The sequence below is a fragment of the Ruegeria sp. CDSC054 genome (assembly GCF_059610645.1).
On sequence record NZ_JBXWOA010000009.1, the window covers coordinates 25,826 to 42,574 of the forward strand.

Consider the following 16,749-nt stretch of genomic DNA (forward strand, 5'->3'; position numbering starts at 1 on the left):
CGGTCCTCTCAGCGATGCAATTCTGCGCCAACGATCTCTTCGATGACGCGGGTACACACCCAGTTGTCGCCGTTCGGGTATTTGGTTTTTCCGGCGTGAAAGATCTGCATTGCGGACGAGGCAGTGTGCATAGGAACGCCCAACGCACCGGCCAGTGCCAGAGAGATCGTCAGGTCCTTGTGCATAGTTGCGATATGACTACCGGTAGCCTCGAACTTGCGATCAATGATGTTTTCAAGGGCGGTATTCACGACGCCGCACCCCGCGCTGGAGGATGAGAACACGTCAAGCAATGCCTGACCGGTGACACCGGCTTTGGCCGCCAGGGCCGCAGCCTCGAATGTGGCGGAAAAGATCGACCCGATAAGGGATTGCAGGCAGGCTTTCACGGTTTGCCCGTCACCGGCGTTTTCTCCGACCCGGTGAATGGTTGCCGACACTGCCTGCATGACTTCGGCGTTTTGGTCCAGCACATCAGCGGCACCGGCAGCCATCATCGTCAATGTGCCGTTCTGCGCGCCGGGAAACCCACCCGAGACCGGAGTGTCGATCAGGTGGATGCCGGAGCCCTCCATGTCATGCCCGATGGCGCTTGCTTCGGCCGGTGTAATGGTCGCCGACAGGATGACAGTTCCGCCTTCGGCCATGTTCGCAACCAGTCCGTTTTCACCCAGAATGACATCGCGGGCCTGATCTCCGTGCATCACCATGACAAACACGCTGGCGGCGTGACGACCGACCTGTCCCACGCTGTCCTTGGGCAGGCCGCCCATGTCGGTAAATGCCGCCATGCGTGTCTCGCTCAGGTCGAAACCGGATGTTTCAAAGCCATTCTTGATCAGGTTCTTGGCAAGGCCGCTGCCCATGTCGCCAAGACCTATTACGCCTGTGGTTTTCATTTGGACTCCTCCCGTTCTTCCGTCTTTGCCGTCTGGCAGACGTTTCGAAAATTGATGCCTCAAGGCATCGGTTTTCGCGGGAGTTTCACGCGTCTTGAACAGACGTCGGGCGAGTCCGGAAGACACCCCGCTGCCCGTTTACGTGCCGTAAGTAAACGAAGAATACCGCGCACAGGCAAGCAAAGAAGTGTTACGGACGGAAAGAAACAGCCTGATCCGACGTGTCAGGAAAACGCCGCCATGATGCCGCGCAGTTCCGCCAGCCCGCGCATTCGTCCGATCAGCGGATAGCCAGGAGTGCTGTGTCCGCCCAGATCGCTCAGCAGCTCTTGTCCGTGGTCGGGTCGCATCGGAATTTGCCAGTCGTCCCGCCCTTGAGATTTGCGGCGGCGTTGTTCGTTCATCAGCTCGCGAATGGTGCCGACCATGTCGGTGTCGCCCTCCAGATGCGGAGCCTCATAGAAATCCGGCTTCTGTCTGTCCGACCCCGCGATGCGTCGGGTATTTCGCAAGTGAACAAAGTGAATCCGGCCGCCATGCCTGCGTACGAAGTCCGGCCCATCGAATTCGGAGGAAACACCCAGCGATCCGGTACAAAAGGTTGCGCCGTTCGCGGGCATATCAACCGCATCCAGCACGGCGCCGTAGTTCTCAGTACTGGACATGATCCGCGGCAGACCGAGCAACGAGAAGGGTGGATCATCCGGGTGACAGCACAAGCGCAACCCCAATTCTTGAGCTACCGGGGCGACCTCAGACAGGAAGTCGATGAGATTTGTGCGCAGCCGGTCACGGTCTATCTCGGCATATGTCCGCAACAAAGAGCGCACGTCCTGCACGCTCCACTGATCGTTGGCGCCGGGCAGCCCCGCAGTGACATTGTGCTGCAACTGGGCTTTGGATTCATCCGACAGGCGCAAGAAGCGATCCTCGGCCGTTTGCTGGACGTCGTTGGAATAGTCTTCCGACGCGCCCGGACGTTCGAGAATATATATGTCGAAAACTGCAAAATCAGTCAGGTCGAACAGCATGGCCGTTCCGCCATGCGGCTGCGGGGAGCGAAGGGCGGTGCGTGTCCAATCCAGAATCGGCATAAAGTTGTAGCACACGACTTTGACGCCACGGGCGGACAGGGCCCTGAGGCTGGACTTATACGCCTGCAGATGTTCGGCTATGTCTGCGGACTGCGTCTTGATCGCCTCGGAGACGGGCAGGCTTTCGACAACCTCCCAACTGTACCCGGCCGCGGCCAGAACTGCCTGCCGATCGGCGATGCTCGGTTCGTCCCAGGGCAGTCCAGGCGGGATGTGATGCAACGCAGTAACGATGCCCTGAACCCCGACTTGATGTAGATCGGCCAGAGCGATCGGATCATCGGGTCCGAACCAACGCCAGCATTGTTTCATGGCAGCCATCCTTCATACAGCGGGTGATCGGGCCTGATGGGAAGGGCAACACGCTGCCCGGTGCGCGCCGCGTAATAAATCGCAGTCACAAGGCCGATGGATGCGGCGCCGTCCTGCAGCGTAACGGCCGAATTTGCCTCGGACCGCAGCGCCTTGCCGATTTCGGTAAAGAACCCTTCGAAACCTGTTGGTTCGGCAGCGGCGGCTGCAAGGGCCTCGTCGATAGCGGCTTGATCCACCGGGTCCCGCGCAACGAATGTCCAAGGCGTTTGACCCGGCGCATAGGGTTCCGTGCCAGAGGTGGCGGTCACCTTTTCAAAGACGAACCGCAAGCGGGTTTCGTCCGTGGCGGCGCCTAGTGTGATATTGCTTGTGCACAAAGCTCCGGTAGCCATGCCAAAGCAGATCGCAGCGCAGTCTTCGGTCTCGATCGGGTTGACCCGCGTTGTGGTCATTGCTGACACCCAGGCGATATCACCCGCGATATGTGTCAGCAGATCATGGTTGTGGATGGCATGGCCAAGCACTGCGCCGCCGCGTTCACCGGCCCATGTTCCTCGCCACGGCACCGCGTAATAATCTGCCCCTCGGGACCAATGGGTTTCAAGCGCGGCAGTTTGGACCGTTCCGGTCAGGCCGGCGCGTTGCAGGTGGCGCAATTGGGCCAGTGACGGGCCCCACCGGTATTGAAAAACCGGAAACACATGCTTGCCCGTGCTGTGGGCGGCTGCCGCGATCCGATCCACATCCTGCATCGAGGTCGCAAGGGGCTTTTCGCAGACAACGTGTTTTCCTGCGGCCAATGCCGCAAGAGTGGTCGGCACATGTAGATGGGGCGGCAGGCAGATGTCGATGACATCAATCTCCGGATCATCCAGCGCGTCTTGAATGTTGGTCAGAGATCGAAAATCCGAGTTCTGTCGAATCTGTTCGATCCGGTCCGTATTCTGGTCGACCACGGCGGTTACGCGGAATTTGCAGTCAAGCCGTTCCAGTGCGCTTATATGTTGCGCACCGATACCTGCGCCAAGGATCGCAACGTTGATCATTTGCGTTCCGCCATTTCCTGCGCGTGCAATGCCAGTTCCATGACCGTAAAGCAGTGGGTTTGGATCATCGCGGTTTCGGTCCGGTTACGGATGTCATCGGCCAGGCGCGAAAAGTAGGGAAGGCCGGCGTCAGATGCGTCGATCTTTTGGCAGGTTTCACCATTGACGAGGATCAGATGGTCTGTTCCCGAGGCTCCACCCACATCAACGTATTTCCGCAACTCGATATAGCCTTCGGTGCCCAGGATCGTCAGGCGACCATCTCCCCAGTTTGGCAAGGCATCCGGAGTGAACCAGTCAACCCGGATGTACCCGGTGCCATTCTTGCTTCGTAGATTGAGCTCTCCGAAATCCTGCAATCCGGGATCTTTGGGGTTTGCGTAGTTCGCCACACAAGCGTTTGTGATTTCCGCGGTTTCCGAACCTGTGTAGTGCAAGAACTGATCGATCTGATGCGAGGCGATGTCGGTCAGAATACCGCCATAGCGTTCACGCTGAAAAAACCATTCCGGACGAGTTGCCCGGTTCAATCGGTGCGGGCCAAGTCCGACCGTCTGGATCACGCGCCCGATGGCACCGGCCTCGACCAACTCGGTCGCCCGGGTGCTGACGGGCGTTTCAAACCTTTCGGAAAAATTCACCGACCAGATGCGACCGGTGTCCGCAACCGCCCGTTTGATCTGGTCGAGTTGCTCGAACGTCGTACAGCCCGGCTTGTCGCTCATGACGTCCATGCCGTTTTGCATGGCGCGGATTGTCAAAGCGGCCCTATCTGCCGGTATTGCCGAAATTAGCGCCAGATCCGCCCCGCAAGTTAAGGCGTCTTCCAGTCGGGCCAGCCGTGGAATATCGGGAAACCTTTTGACGTAGCCCGCCAGCGTTTCGGGTTCGCCTTGTGTCCAAAAGCCAACGCAGTCCACGCCGATTTTGCGCATGTTTTCCGTCATGCCATAGATATGGCGGTGGTCCAGGCCTAGGGCGACGCAGGTCAGGCTCATGAGATGACTCGTGTTTTCTGGCCGGTTCGATTGGCGATCTGCATCGTGTCTATGACGGCGTGGGTCAAAAGGGCACTGCGTCCGGTGGCCATGGGTCGCGTTCCACCGGCGAGTGCGTTGGCAAAATCCTCTATGACCGCCTGGTGCCATTCATGGGTGAACGCCATGGGATCGGCCCCGCCGCCTGTGGCGGACGTTTCGCCAAACGTGGATTTCTGACCATCGAAAGTGGTTAAGGTCAGGACACCTGACTCCAGATGCGCTTTGGCGTGCGTGCCCTGGATGGTGATGGACTCTGCGGCCCCGGGATATACGGCGGTGGTTGCCATCAACGTTCCCACCGCGCCGTTATCCATTTCAAAGATTGCACCTGCCCAATCCTCGGCCTCGAGATCGTGCAACGGAGTTTTTCTCATCATGGCTTGAATGTCCGAGATCGGCCCCAGCAGCCACATCGCGAGGTCAAGCGTGTGGATTGCCTGCGAAATCATGACACCGCCTCCGTCGCGTGCATAAGTGCCGCGACCTGGCTCGTCATAGTAGCTCTGATCGCGCCACCAGGGGACACGGATTTCCACCGTGGCGATCGCGCCCAACTCACCCTGTACAATGGCTGATTTCAGCGCCTGCGAGGCGGCGCGAGCGCGGTGCTGAAAAACGATGCCCAGCAGCACGCCAGACACCTCGCACTGCTCGACTATGGCTGCCGCGGCGCCCAGCGTTCTTTCGATAGGCTTTTCCATTAGGATCGGTTTCGAAGCGGTCGAAAGAACCCGCACCAACTCTGTGCGCTGATCAGGCGGGGTTGCGATGATCGCAAAGTCGACGTTTGAGTCGTTTGCGATTTCCTCAACCGAGCTGAACGCGCGGGTGTCGTTTCGCTGCGCGAACTCAGCTGCTTTTTCAGGATTGCGCCCTAAGACGCCAGCAAGATTGAGACCTCGCTCCGATGCCTGAATGGCAGCAACATGCGTTCCCGAAACCATCCCCAAACCAATCAGCGCAATATTCATTCATTCCCCCGGATCACCCGGTCAGTCTGCGGGTTCGAACGGGAAAGATGCAACCATAAAAACTGTGTTAACAATTGCGGGCAGCAGTATCGGAGGCAGAATTGACTGGTAATTTGAATGGCATGGCAGAAGGCCTGTACCTGGGCATCAAGGACCTCCCGATCGTGTCTCCGCATGGTCACTGCGATCCGGGGTGGTTTGCAACCGATGCGCCGTTTCCCAACCCGGCAGAACTGCTGGTGGTTCCCGACCATTACGTGTTCCGTATGCTCTATTCGCAGGGCGTTCCCTTGTCCGAACTTGGCATTGGGGAAGAGGGGCGAAAGAAGGATCCTCGCGCCGTTTTTCGCACTTTTGCCGAGCACTGGCATTTGTTTCTGGGAACGCCATCTCGGATCTGGATGAATTACGTGCTGCATGAAACGCTGGGCGTGTCTGAGGAGTTGTCTTCGCGCACGGCAGACCAGGTTTACGATAAGATCTCAGGAAAGCTGGCGCGACCTGAATTTCGTCCGAGGGCTTTGTTCGACAGATTTGGGATCGAGGTTCTGGCCACCACAGATTCCGCTCTCGACAGCCTCGTTGAGCATCGGGAGATTCGTACAAGCGATTGGGGTGGGCGAGTTATTCCGGCGTTCCGCCCAGACGGGGTTTTGGATGGGGCGGACCCGGAGTTCGTACAAAACCTGAAAAAGTTGGCCGAGCTGACGGGCTGCGATCTGGGCAGCTACGATGGCTACCTCAACGCGCTGCGAATGCGGCGGGCTTATTTCATCCAGCTGGGCTGTACGGCCACTGACCACGGTATCGAACGTGTGCAGACCGAGTGGCTGGACGACCCGGATGCGCTGTACCAACGGCTGAGACGGCGGGAAGGGGCCGAACAGGATGCTCGCCGGTTCTATGGACATATGCTGATCGAAATGGCGCAGATGTCTATCGATGATGGTCTGACCATGCAGATACATGCTGGCAGCAAGCGCAACACGAACGACGCGGTAATGCGGGACTTCGGACGGGACAAGGGGGCGGACATTCCAATCGCTATGAATTGGGTCACGGGCCTTGAGGCGCTTTTGAACCGGGTCGGAAACTCGGCGGAACTGCGCATCATACTCTTCACATTGGACGAAAGCACCTATGCCCGTGAACTGGCGCCCATGGCGGGACATTGGCCGTGCCTTAGGATCGGGCCGCCTTGGTGGTTCCACGACAGCCCAGCCGGTATAGCGCGGTATTTCGATCAGATTGTTGAAACGTCCGGATACTACAATCTGGCCGGATTCAATGACGACACGCGGGCCTTTCTGTCCATTCCTGCACGGCACGACCTGTGGCGACGGGGAGTGGCGATTCATTTGGCCGATCAGGTTGCGCGCGGCTATTTCGGTCGGGATAGTGCTGAGCATCTTGCGCGGTTGCTGGCTGTCGATTTGGCGAAACAAGTTTACGGATTGCAAAGCTAGATGGGTACAATTCTTCACTTTGGCCTTGGAAACTTCGCCCGGGCGCATTTGCTGGACTACACGGATCAAGCTGGCGGATGGGACGTTGTCGGCGTCAGCCTGCGTTCATCCTCGGTTCGGGATGGATTGGCCCAACAAGGTTTCGAGTACGATTTGTGCGTACAGGGGCAGGGCGTCCGGCGCATCAAAGCTCTGCGTGACGTTCTGGTCGTGCCCAATGATCGCACAGAGATTTTCGATGTGATGGCGGATGCCGAGATCATCTCGGCGACCGTCACCGAGAAAGGTTACCATTTGGACGCCGCGGGCAATCTGAACCTTCAGGACCCAGCGATTGCCGCCGATCTGGCAGGGAAAGGGCCTGCGACGCTGATCGGGTTTTTAGCTTATGGCCTTGCGGAACGGTGCAAGCCAGTAACGGTGCTAAGCTGTGACAATCGCATGGAAAACGGCAAAACGCTCGAAATGGCAGTTGCCGATTTTGCGAATGCAGCCGGCCTGGACGTGAATTGGAATGCCGTTCGCTTTCCAAACGCGATGGTCGACCGGATCACCCCGGCTACCACGGACGCCGTTCGCGCAATCAGCGGCGATCCTATGGCTGTTCCGACCGAGGCGTTTTCGGAGTGGGTGATCGAAGACAGTTTCGCCGGTCCGCACCCGGATTGGCCGGGCGTGCAACTGGTCGATGACGTAGCCCCGCACGAGATGCGAAAGCTGCGCATGTTGAACGGTGCCCATTCCCTGTTGGCTTATGGCGGCTTGGAGCGAGGCCTGACCTACGTCCACGAAGCGGTTCGAGACCCGGTTTTGCGCCCGCTGGTTTCCGAGTTGATGAAGGATGCGGGCGCAACGCTGCCCGCAGCACTGCAAGTACAGGTTCCGGACTATGCCGAGGCTTTGTTGCGCCGCTTTGAAAACCTCGAGCTGGCGCACCGTCTGGACCAAATCGCGATGGATGGCAGCCAAAAGCTGCCGTATCGGTTTGTTCCCACACTCCGTGAGACCGGCTCTCAGGCGGTGATTGCAGGGATGCGGGCCTGGATCTCCTTTTGCATGTCCGAGACCGCCAAGGGCAGGACGCTGAACGATCCTTGCGCGTTGGAAATCGCCTCGGCTGTCAAACAGCCAGATCCGGTAGTGCCACTTTTGGACCTTGTTGGCGCTGAGGATCTCGCGTCACTTATCCGGGAATGATCGCGCCGCGGAACTGAACAACGGTGGACGCCAGATTGTGTCCGGCCATCAGGGCCTTGGCCTGCGATTTTCCTGTCAGCAAGGCTGCGAGGTACCCACCGTTGAAACTGTCGCCCGCCGCTGTGGTATCCAGCACGTTTTTGGCAGGCTCATAGGTTTGGTCAATGTTCTGACCAATGGGCAGAGGGCCATCCTCTCCGCGTTTCAATGCACCGACACCGTGATGATCGGTAAAGCGTGCCGCCACTTGATCCGCGCTTTCCCCGAACAGTGCCATCTCGTCGTCGATGGATGGTAGGGCAATATCTGCACGCTGCCAAAGCCGTTGGTTGATCTGCCGGGCGTGTTCGGCGCTGTCCCAAAGACGCGGACGAAAATTGCTGTCATAGACCAACCGGACAGAAGAGCCTTCGAGCCAGTCCAGAAGCGCAAGCCTTACTGAATGCGGAAGAATGGCCACGGAAATCCCTGACAAGTACAGCACGTCGTAACCTTTCAGCGAGCTGAAGTCATGATCGGCAAAAAGCTGGCGGGCGGCCGCCTCGCTGCGCCAATAGGTAAAGCTGCGTTCACCGTCCGCAGAGGTCGTGATCGCGTATAGTCCCGGAGAAGCGTTGGGAATGATGCGGATGCCGGATGTCCCGATGCCATGGCTGGCGACAAAGTCCGCGATGCGCCCTGAGAACGGGTCGTCGCCCAGACATGTCACATACTCCACCTGCAGATCAGGAGCCGCGCGGTGCATGTAGATGGCTGTGTTCAGCGTATCCCCGGCGACGCCCAACTTCGCGCCGGTCTCCAGCATGGACAATTCGATCATTGCTTCGCCGATGCAGGCAATTCGCGTCATTTCTTTTCTCTTTTCCAGATGATGAGCCCGGCAACCATGATCAGCGCAGCCCCTGCCAACGTGAATGCGTCCGGTACAGTGTCAAAGAACAGATAGCCCCAGATCGCAACGTAGATCAGGAACGAATAGGTGAATGGCATCAACTGGTTCGCCGTTCCGAACCGATGCGCGTTAGTCAGCAGTTGATGCCCGCACCAGCCAAAGACGCCAAGGCTAATCAGGACTATCAGACTCCAGGTGTTTTCCGGCTGGACCCAAAACCAGATGGCGAAGGGCAGCAGGACCACCGTCCCGGTAAGCCCGAGGTAGAATTGCATGGTATCCACCGCAACAACCCCGGACAGCCTGCGCGTCATGATCGAATACAAGGCCAGCGCAGTGGCGTTATAGACGATCAGCAGCATGGTCGGATGAAAGGCCGAACCAAACGGCCGCACGACAACCAACACCCCCAGAAAGCCCAGGATGATAGCCGCCCAACGCCATTGGCCTACTCTCTCCTTCAACACGAAAACGGACAGGAAGCACACGATGACCGGGCTTGAGAACATGATTGCCGACACGACGGTCAGAGGCAAAAACCGCAAGGCATAAAAGTTGAAAACGGTCGCCGAGATCAGCAGTAAGGCCCGGCTAATGACCTGCCATGGATGGTCGGTCTTGAATCGGCTGGCCTCAATCCCGCCTTTGGCGATCACACCCACAGAGATCACAAAGTGCCCCGCGTAGCGCATGAACGCCAACTGAAATGCCGGCACGCCGGCCAACGCCAACCACTTGGCCCCAAGGTCTACCAGCGAAAAGAACAGCCACGCCGTCAGCATCAGCACGATGCCAAGGCGCGGCAGGTCCGCATTGGGGTTGGCGGTGACAGCCATCGATCAGGTGTTGAAACGCTTGACGTAGTAGTCAACCATCTGGCTGACCATGTCATCCGCCTGACCGTGGTCGCGCGCATCATTCAGCGCCGAAAGCGCGCACTGCGACATCACGCTGGAAACGCCTGCATCGCGTGCCATACGGTCATAATACCCAAGGTCTTTTGCCGCGTTCTTGATGGCAAAGGCCAGCTGATTTGGGTCGCTCTCAACGCCGTAGGCTTTGACGAAATCCATCATTCCAGAATGCAGAGGCCCTGCGGCCATAACGTCATACACCTGTTTACGGTCAACACCGGTGATATCAGCCATGGCAAAGGCTTCGGCCATCGCGTTCGCAACGGTCATTCCGAAGAAGTTGTTGATCAGCTTGATCGTGTGTCCGGACCCAACGGGGCCAAGGTAAAAAACGTTTTCGCCCAAGTCTTTCAGTGTCGGCTCGGCCTTGTTAAAGGCAGCCTTGTCGCCGGAAGTCATAATGTTGAGCTTGCCCTCTAGCGCGTGCGTAGGCGTACGGCCAAGCGGCGCATCAAGATAGCTTCCGCCGGCTGCGGCAACCTCCTCGGCCAAGGCGCGTGTGCTGCCTGGAAGCGAGGTGCCAAAGTCGATGACGATCGCCCCGGGTTTCAATCCCGCGATCACTCCATCTGCGCCGCGCATACGGCTTTCGACCTGTTCCGAGGTGCCCATGCACAACATCACGATGTCGCTGGCTTCAGCCAGTTCTTGGGCGTTTTGCATCTCGCGGGCGCCACGGTCAATCGCGGCGTCCAGGTATGTGCGGTCGCGGTTTCCCAATACAGCGACCGAGTATCCTTGGTCCAACAGTCGGCTCACTATGGCTCCGCCCATTAGTCCCAAGCCGATAAACCCGATTGATGGTTTGCTCATTGGTTTCCCTTTCCGTGAATGTGTCTGGTTTTCATTCTTGTGTCTGGCGCGTGCGGCTTTGCAGTTTGAATGCTCATATTGCCCGACGGATAATCATTGGCCTTTGGGTGGTCCGGTATTTTGCCGGGCCGCATGTCAATCAGGCCGGCGCCCGCGCTCGAGCTGTTCGCGCCTTCAGCCCCTGTTCGATCCATGATGTGACCTCGAGCGTCCGGGCTGCATCCTCGACATCGATTAGTGGAGGGACGCCGTTGATCACGTCAAGGAAGTGATCCAGTTGCGCTTCAAGCGGTGCGCGTTGTTGTTCCGGTCGTGTAAGTTGGTTTTTTTGGGCCGCAGTGCCCCAATCCTTTCCACGCCACAGAGTCATGGAGGGAAAACTCACAGCGCCGCTGGTTCCCGTGATCCACATCATGTCCTGATGGGTCGTGCCGATGTTCGGGTTTTCGCCGGTTCCGGCTTCAAATCCCCAAGGGCTGGGTGCGGTGTCGGCAAAACTGATAGTGCCCGTCGCGCCGTTTTCGAACGCAATCGCAACAGCCCCGCTTTCTATCCGATCCGATCCGCGGATCGACGCGCCAGGCAGGGCGACGACATCTAAGATTTCTCCGATCACAAAGCGCAGGACATCGATATCATGCACCAGATTGATCATGACTGGACTGCCATCGGAAGTCCGCCAGTTCTGTTCAAAATAGCTCTCGGGTTTACGCATGGCCCACAGCAACGAGACGTTGATGACTTGTCCGATAGTACCTTGCTTGATCACTTCTTTCAGGCGCTGCAAGGTTGTGTGATACCGTCGATGGTGGCCTACAAGGCTGCAGACATCGGCCTTGCGAACGGCCGCCCTAAGGCGCTGGGCATCATCGACCGATGCGGCAACCGGCTTTTCGATCAGCATGTGCCAACCGCGGGATGCGGCCAGAATGCCATGTTCGGCATGCAGGCGGGTCGGCGTCGCGATGATGACGCCATCCACCGGGCCCTTCACCTCGTCCATACTGGCAAAACGCGGCGCGTCGATCTGGATCGAGCCATCTGGATCGGCCAACCCGACCAACACGCAGCCGGGGTGCTCGATCACGGCGCGCACGTGGCGGATACCGATCAATCCACCACCGGCTACAAGGATCCGTTTCACATCACCGCTCCGATTTGCCAGGGAACGAATTCGTAGTCGCCCAGGCCCTGCGCCTCGGACTTGGTTCGCGCGCCCGAGGCGACTTGGAGCAGCCGTCGGTATATTTCCTGTCCTTTCTCTTCGACGCTGGCACCTTTGGTCAGAATGTCGCCAGCATCCACGTCCATGTCTTCTGGCATGCGCGCTGCCAACTCAGAGTTTGTAGCGATTTTCAGCGTAGGCGCCGGTTTGGACCCAAAGGCAGAACCGCGCCCCGTGGTGAAGCACACTAGGTTGCAGCCGGCCGCGATCTGCCCGGTCACCGAGGCCGGGTCATAACCGGGGCTATCCATGAAAGTGAAGCCTTTGGCGGTGATGGGTTCGGCGTATTTGAATACACCGGTCAAAGGCGTGGTTCCGCCCTTCGCCGCTGCCCCCAACGACTTCTCAAGGATGGTCGTCAGACCGCCTTGCTTGTTGCCGGGGCTTGGGTTGTTGTCCATCGAACCGTGATTGCGGGCGGTATAGTCCTGCCACCAATCGATCAGTCCGATCAGTTTTTCCCCAGTTGCGCGACTAAGGGCGCGGCGGGTCAAAAGATGTTCGGCTCCGTAGATTTCGGGCGTTTCCGCAAGGACCCCTGTGCCGCCTTGGGCAACCAACAGGTCGCAGGCATGCCCGAGCGCCGGGTTGGCGGTCACACCTGACCAGGCGTCCGATCCACCGCATTGCAGCGCAACCATAAGTTCGGACGCCGGGGCTTCACTGCGTCCCGCCTCATTGGCAATGGGCAGCATTTGGTTGATCTTACTGATGCCCATTTCGACGGTGCGGCGCAATCCGGCAACGTTCTGGATGTTCATCGTCTGGAAGGTAGGACTCTGCTTCAGCCCATACGCGTCCAGCAGCCAGTCGATCTGGTTCATCTCGCAGCCTAGGCCGACCATCAGAACGGCAGCGTGGTTGGGATGTTTCGCAAACCCCCACATGACCCGTTGAAGAGCTTCGAAACCGTCGCCGGAATCCGCCATTCCGCAGCCCGTTCCGTGGACAAAGGCCACCACGCCGTCGACGTTCGGAAACTCGGCCAGCTTGTCCGGCGTGAAGTGGTTGGAAATCATACGGGCCGCAGTCGCCGAACAATTAACTGTGGTCAGAACCGCGATGTAATTGCGCGTGCCGACCCGACCACTGTCCCGGTGGTAGCCCATGAACGTATCGACCGAGGTGGCGGGTTTCATGGGCCTGTGATCCGTCGCAAACTCGTAGTCCACACTGGTGTTGCGGAACTCGATATTGTGGGTGTGCACATGGTCGCCAGGTTCGATCGGTTGGTTGGCGTAACCGATAATCTGGGCGTATTTTCTGACAGGATCGCCGGGTGCAAGATTCCGCGTGGCGACCTTGTGTCCCGAAGGGATGCGCGTATTGGTCATGACATCCTCCACCATACTGCCGGCCTCCAGGTACCGAGTTGCAACAACCACGCTATCCGTTCGATCTAAACGTACAAAAGTCATAATCAGCTTTCCTGGCGGCAGCAGCTAGGCGCAGAACGGTGAGTCCGATGTCCACCGGTGAATATCTATGTGCGGTTGTCCGGACAGCCTTGCTCGCGCCGCTTCCCAATTGGATTTGCAGACACGCCAATCTCGCAGTTCGGTTTCGGGGCGCGATCTGGACCTCGCGATGAAGCTGGGGAAATGGTCTCGACCGGTGGGCTGGCCTGCCGCACTGAAGCGGATGTCGAACGACCAGCGGAACCGGTCCGTTTCATTGACCAGCGAAGCATGTGGCGTCAGAGGGTGAAACAGGATGATCCCGCCCGCCTTGACAGGAAGGGGCACAGCCCGGCCTTCGTCAATGAATCCGTCGGCAATACCAGTCTGCGTCCGCGCACAATGCGGCAGGATGGATTGGTCCTGTGCCTTTGGCAGCACTTGCAGGCAGCCGTTTTCGACCGTTGCATCGTTGACGGCAATCCACCCCGTGACCATGTCGGTCTGATCCGCATCCTCCAACGCAACCGCCCGGTCCTGATGCCAGTCCGTCGCTGTGATATGCGCGCGCACCTCATCCTTGGATAGCTTGAGAGCGGGGGGCTTCAGCCGGACGTGCTGGATTGGATTGCTCACCAACTCTGGCCCGATCAACTGCTCGACAATGTCAAGCATGGGCCGGGCCGTTAGCAAGTCGAACACTGCAGGCCCGATATGGAACGGTGTGTCCGCCATGATCCGATCGCCGGGCAACGAGATGTCCAGCGGCTGGAAATAGTCGCAACCGGCCTGATAGGCAGACAGAAGTTTGTCCCAGAAGGTCATTCCAGACGGTTCGTCCTTGACCAGCCCTTTTTCGTACCAACCGTCATAGAGCCGGCTCAGGACATCCGAGTATTCGGTCTGTACCCGATCAAGGACATCGGCAGGGATAACATCCTCGACCACGAGGTATCCGTCCGTCTGGAACTTGCCAATCTGATCTTGTGTCAGCATGGGTGCGACCTCACAACAGCAGCGCGATGATGCCCGGCCAAATCAGAAGAACGGAAAGCGCCAGCAACTGGATCCCGATGAATGGCAGGAAGCCGCGGAAGATATCCGTCAGACTGATATGTGGCGGGGCCACCGACTTCAGGTAGAACGCGGCCGGGCCAAATGGGGGCGAGAGGAAGCTGACCTGCATGTTCATACAGAACACGACGCCGAACCAGATGGCGACATGACTCGGCTCCAACTGGCCAAAGACTCCGATTTCTTCGATAGGAAGGCGCAGGACGATCGGCAGAAAGACCGGAATAATCAACAGCACGATGCCGACCCAATCCATGAATGCGCCCATGAACAGCAAGATCAGCATCATCACCAGAATGACCAGCATGGTTGGCAGCTCCTGGCCGACGATTAGGTCGGCCACGTATTGGGGCCCGCCAGCAATGGTGTAGGCACCCGCCAGCGCGGCGGCCCCGATCGTAACCCAGATGATGGTGCCTGTGGATTTTAGGGTTCGCATCAAGCTGTCCCAAACCAGCTCGAACGATCCTTCGCCCCGCAGGATGGCGATAATCAGAACGGCGAAGGCGCCCATGCCCGCAGCCTCGGTGATGCCTGTGATCCCGCCATAGATCGAGCCGAGCACGACGCCGATGACGACCAGCGGAGCGACGAGGCCTTTGCCCATTTCCCACCCGATTTTAGCGCGCTCTCTGCCAAAGACGAAGAAGATCAGCAGAAGGGCAACGATCGTGATGCCGGCAAACCAGGGCAGGTAGTCAGCCGTTCCCAGCCTCGCGGGCTCGCCCTGGCTGGCAGCGTTCGAGCCTGAGAGCTCGAAAAACGCGGCCCGGATAAACAGAACGGTGGAAAATCCGGCGACGACGATGCTCATGAAGGCCCCAAACAGTTTGCGTTTTTCGGCCGGTTCGGGGTCGTTCGGATCCGGTTCCGGCAGCGGAGCGTGATGAGGATTCAACTGCGTGCGGATGATGATGTACAGGATGATCATCGAGGCCAGCATGAAGCCGGGAATGAAAGACGCGGTGAACAGCGACTTGATCGAGGTTTCGGTGATCAGCCCATAGATGATCAGAACGATGGAGGGAGGGATCATGGTGCCCAGCGAGCCCGAGGCGCAGATGACGCCGATCGCGAGATTTTGATCGTACCCTAGGCGCAGCATCTGGGGCAGGGCGATAAGTCCCAGCAGGACAACCTCACCACCGATTATGCCGGACATGGCTGCCATGATCACCGCCATGATCGAGGTCACGATCGCGATGCCGCCGCGTGTTCTGGAAAGCCAGACATTCAGCGACGAATACATGTCACGCGCGATCCCGGACCGCTCTAGCAGCGACGCCATGAAGATAAACAATGGCACTGATATGAGCACGTAGTCCGTTAAGAGCCCATATATCTTCTGCGCCAGGATATAGAGCGGCCCAGTGCCTGGCCGACCGGTGAGAACCCCGTCGCCGAATGAGAATGGGTTCAAAAGCAGTGTCGGTTCGAACTTCAGGACAAGAACCAGAACCGCAAGGGAAGCCGAGGCCAGACCCAAAGGCATCCCGATCGCCAGAAGCACGATCAGAGCGACCATCAGGATGAGTGAGATTGTTCCAATATCCATCAGTCTTGTCCCACTGCTCGTTTGATCATTTCAATTTCGTCTTCGTCCGGTTCATCTGTGTGGATTTCCGGCTCTTTGTTCCAATCCGCGACCAAGTTCAAAATTGCTTGCATTGCGACGAGCGAAATTACGATCAGCACCATCGGCTGCAACGTCGCCGGGATCGGAGGATTGAAGGCGGAGCCATAAAGCTCCCATTTATAGAGCTTGTTGACGAACACCTGTTTGTAGCTGCCGTAGACCAGAAAGAAGGCAAACAGGACGATCAGTATTGTTGAAACCGTGTCAAAAACGCGCTGAAGCCAACGTGGAACTGCGTCGTAAAGCAGGAATATTCGTATGTGACTGCGTTGCTGCATGGCGTAGTAGCCAGACATCAAAAACACAAAGCTGGCGAACCAGAGAGTCATTTCGTTGGCCCACTCGGTCGGCTTCTCCAGGATATAGCGCATAAAGACTTCGTAGAGCATGACGACAGTCATGATTGCTATCATCATCATCGTAACTCGGCCTATGAACAGGGCGAAACGATCCATAACCGTCGAGCCTTCGAACTCCATCGTCGCCGGGCGCACGGTCTTTGTACCAATCACTGCAAGAAACGGCAGAAGTACTAGCGCGGCCACGTCGATGATGTCGACAACCCCCCCGAACACACCAGGCAATTCAGGCGTGACGTCGCTGCGCAGATATATTTCCGTTACCTGACTTTTTAGGGATTCAGAGGTGTAAGGCAGCCAATCCAACAGGAATGCTGGAAGATGCCAAACAAGCCAACTGGCAGTCGCGACGAAGGCCAACGGTATGAGCCATTCAATTGGTCCGCCTGAATTCTTGTGCATCGCGTAACC

At 58.0% G+C, this 16,749-nt stretch carries 14 protein-coding genes and 1 pseudogene; 2 read left to right on the forward strand and 13 right to left on the reverse strand.

Annotated elements, in window-relative coordinates:
- Positions 1–8: 8 nt before the first annotated feature.
- The 5 genes from AC2FGC_RS16505 to AC2FGC_RS16525 all read right to left on the reverse strand — a co-directional run bounded on the left by AC2FGC_RS16505 (position 9) and on the right by AC2FGC_RS16525 (position 5,365).
- Positions 9–899 carry an NAD(P)-dependent oxidoreductase gene (locus tag AC2FGC_RS16505; RefSeq protein ID WP_472723369.1) on the reverse strand — a complete coding sequence of 297 codons (891 nt, stop codon included), beginning with the start codon at positions 897–899 and terminating at the stop codon, positions 9–11.
- Between the two features lie 224 nt (positions 900–1,123).
- On the reverse strand, positions 1,124–2,305 hold the full coding sequence (gene uxuA, locus AC2FGC_RS16510; protein WP_496721878.1) for a mannonate dehydratase: 1,182 nt from the start codon (positions 2,303–2,305) through the stop codon (positions 1,124–1,126).
- A complete protein-coding gene (locus AC2FGC_RS16515; RefSeq protein ID WP_496721879.1) occupies positions 2,302–3,354 on the reverse strand; it encodes a Gfo/Idh/MocA family protein in 1,053 nt (350 codons plus the stop codon). Before AC2FGC_RS16515 ends, uxuA begins: the two co-directional genes overlap by 4 nt.
- On the reverse strand, positions 3,351–4,352 hold the full coding sequence (locus AC2FGC_RS16520) for a Gfo/Idh/MocA family protein (RefSeq protein WP_496721880.1): 1,002 nt from the start codon (positions 4,350–4,352) through the stop codon (positions 3,351–3,353). Before AC2FGC_RS16520 ends, AC2FGC_RS16515 begins: the two co-directional genes overlap by 4 nt.
- Positions 4,349–5,365 carry a Gfo/Idh/MocA family protein gene (locus AC2FGC_RS16525; RefSeq protein ID WP_496721881.1) on the reverse strand — a complete coding sequence of 339 codons (1,017 nt, stop codon included), beginning with the start codon at positions 5,363–5,365 and terminating at the stop codon, positions 4,349–4,351. Before AC2FGC_RS16525 ends, AC2FGC_RS16520 begins: the two co-directional genes overlap by 4 nt.
- 122 nt (positions 5,366–5,487) lie before the next feature.
- On the opposite strand from AC2FGC_RS16525, the gene uxaC reads away from it, so the two are divergent.
- Both uxaC and AC2FGC_RS16535 read left to right on the forward strand, forming a co-directional pair.
- Positions 5,488–6,831 (forward strand): glucuronate isomerase, encoded by a 1,344-nt coding sequence (gene uxaC, locus AC2FGC_RS16530; RefSeq protein WP_496780493.1) that lies wholly within the window; start codon positions 5,488–5,490, stop codon positions 6,829–6,831.
- On the forward strand, positions 6,832–8,028 hold the full coding sequence (locus tag AC2FGC_RS16535; protein WP_496721883.1) for a mannitol dehydrogenase family protein: 1,197 nt from the start codon (positions 6,832–6,834) through the stop codon (positions 8,026–8,028).
- Here the strand turns inward: AC2FGC_RS16535 and AC2FGC_RS16540 are convergent.
- The 8 genes and pseudogenes from AC2FGC_RS16540 to AC2FGC_RS16575 all read right to left on the reverse strand — a co-directional run bounded on the left by AC2FGC_RS16540 (position 8,015) and on the right by AC2FGC_RS16575 (position 16,740).
- Positions 8,015–8,878, reverse strand: coding sequence for a sugar kinase (locus AC2FGC_RS16540; RefSeq protein WP_058277412.1), 864 nt, complete (start codon positions 8,876–8,878; stop codon positions 8,015–8,017). The genes AC2FGC_RS16535 and AC2FGC_RS16540 overlap by 14 nt on opposite strands.
- Entirely contained in the window at positions 8,875–9,756 is an 882-nt protein-coding gene (locus tag AC2FGC_RS16545) for a DMT family transporter (RefSeq protein WP_496721885.1), read from the reverse strand. The genes AC2FGC_RS16540 and AC2FGC_RS16545 overlap by 4 nt, the downstream gene beginning before the upstream one ends.
- A 3-nt stretch (positions 9,757–9,759) precedes the next feature.
- Positions 9,760–10,686: pseudogene (locus AC2FGC_RS16550) on the reverse strand (NAD(P)-dependent oxidoreductase); the annotation flags it as partial.
- 100 nt (positions 10,687–10,786) lie between these two features.
- The gene (locus AC2FGC_RS16555; RefSeq protein ID WP_496721887.1) at positions 10,787–11,791 is read right to left on the reverse strand and encodes a Gfo/Idh/MocA family protein; all 1,005 of its coding nucleotides are present in this window, start codon (positions 11,789–11,791) and stop codon (positions 10,787–10,789) included.
- Positions 11,788–13,290, reverse strand: a complete 1,503-nt coding sequence (locus AC2FGC_RS16560) for a UxaA family hydrolase (RefSeq protein WP_496721889.1) — start codon at positions 13,288–13,290, stop codon at positions 11,788–11,790. Before AC2FGC_RS16560 ends, AC2FGC_RS16555 begins: the two co-directional genes overlap by 4 nt.
- 24 nt (positions 13,291–13,314) lie before the next feature.
- A complete protein-coding gene (locus AC2FGC_RS16565) occupies positions 13,315–14,265 on the reverse strand; it encodes a phytanoyl-CoA dioxygenase family protein (protein ID WP_496721891.1) in 951 nt (316 codons plus the stop codon).
- A gap of 10 nt (positions 14,266–14,275) precedes the next feature.
- A complete protein-coding gene (locus AC2FGC_RS16570) occupies positions 14,276–15,898 on the reverse strand; it encodes a TRAP transporter large permease (protein WP_142634770.1) in 1,623 nt (540 codons plus the stop codon).
- Positions 15,898–16,740 (reverse strand): TRAP transporter small permease subunit, encoded by an 843-nt coding sequence (locus AC2FGC_RS16575; RefSeq protein WP_496721893.1) that lies wholly within the window; start codon positions 16,738–16,740, stop codon positions 15,898–15,900. The genes AC2FGC_RS16570 and AC2FGC_RS16575 overlap by 1 nt, the downstream gene beginning before the upstream one ends.
- Positions 16,741–16,749: the final 9 nt, after the last annotated feature.

Coding starts and splice junctions, on each gene's coding strand:
- AC2FGC_RS16505 (WP_472723369.1), bottom strand. CDS start 899: ATGAAAACCACAGGCGTAATAGGTCTTGGCGACATGGGCAGCGGCCTT.
- uxuA (WP_496721878.1), bottom strand. CDS start 2,305: ATGAAACAATGCTGGCGTTGGTTCGGACCCGATGATCCGATCGCTCTG.
- AC2FGC_RS16515 (WP_496721879.1), bottom strand. CDS start 3,354: ATGATCAACGTTGCGATCCTTGGCGCAGGTATCGGTGCGCAACATATA.
- AC2FGC_RS16520 (WP_496721880.1), bottom strand. CDS start 4,352: ATGAGCCTGACCTGCGTCGCCCTAGGCCTGGACCACCGCCATATCTAT.
- AC2FGC_RS16525 (WP_496721881.1), bottom strand. CDS start 5,365: ATGAATATTGCGCTGATTGGTTTGGGGATGGTTTCGGGAACGCATGTT.
- uxaC (WP_496780493.1), top strand. CDS start 5,488: ATGGCAGAAGGCCTGTACCTGGGCATCAAGGACCTCCCGATCGTGTCT.
- AC2FGC_RS16535 (WP_496721883.1), top strand. CDS start 6,832: ATGGGTACAATTCTTCACTTTGGCCTTGGAAACTTCGCCCGGGCGCAT.
- AC2FGC_RS16540 (WP_058277412.1), bottom strand. CDS start 8,878: ATGACGCGAATTGCCTGCATCGGCGAAGCAATGATCGAATTGTCCATG.
- AC2FGC_RS16545 (WP_496721885.1), bottom strand. CDS start 9,756: ATGGCTGTCACCGCCAACCCCAATGCGGACCTGCCGCGCCTTGGCATC.
- AC2FGC_RS16560 (WP_496721889.1), bottom strand. CDS start 13,290: ATGACTTTTGTACGTTTAGATCGAACGGATAGCGTGGTTGTTGCAACT.
- AC2FGC_RS16565 (WP_496721891.1), bottom strand. CDS start 14,265: ATGCTGACACAAGATCAGATTGGCAAGTTCCAGACGGACGGATACCTC.
- AC2FGC_RS16570 (WP_142634770.1), bottom strand. CDS start 15,898: ATGGATATTGGAACAATCTCACTCATCCTGATGGTCGCTCTGATCGTG.
- AC2FGC_RS16575 (WP_496721893.1), bottom strand. CDS start 16,740: ATGCACAAGAATTCAGGCGGACCAATTGAATGGCTCATACCGTTGGCC.